Source organism: Faecalibacterium sp. DFI.5.82, assembly GCF_029076575.1.
Lineage (GTDB): Bacteria > Bacillota > Clostridia > Oscillospirales > Ruminococcaceae > Faecalibacterium > Faecalibacterium duncaniae.
In genome coordinates this window covers 1-303 of the sequence record NZ_JARFIS010000686.1, presented here as the reverse complement: position 1 = coordinate 303, position 303 = coordinate 1, and the positions used below count along the sequence as shown (strand labels likewise).

At 59.7% G+C, this 303-nt stretch carries 1 pseudogene; it reads left to right on the top strand.

Annotated features, from left to right (window positions below):
• Window positions 1-303: pseudogene (locus P0G09_RS18450) on the top strand (relaxase); the annotation flags it as partial.

The following is a 303-nucleotide window of genomic DNA, read 5'->3' as shown; positions in this document are numbered from 1 at the left end:
AGCCCACCAAGTTTGAAACGGACAAGGAAAAGTTGCGGCAGATTATCCGAGCCGCCCTGTCCTCTGCTACCAGCTATGACGAGTTTTCCGCTTTACTTCTCCGGCAGGGCGTGACTGTCTAGGAGAGCCGGGGGCGATTGTCCTACCTCACGCCGGAGCGCACCAAGCCCATCACCGCCCGGAAGCTGGGGGAAGGTTTTGACCGCACCGCCGTACTTGCCCTTTTGGAGCAGAACGCCCACAGAGCCGCCGAAAAAGCCGCAGCCATACCCGAATACACCCGCACTATCCGGGAGCGATTAC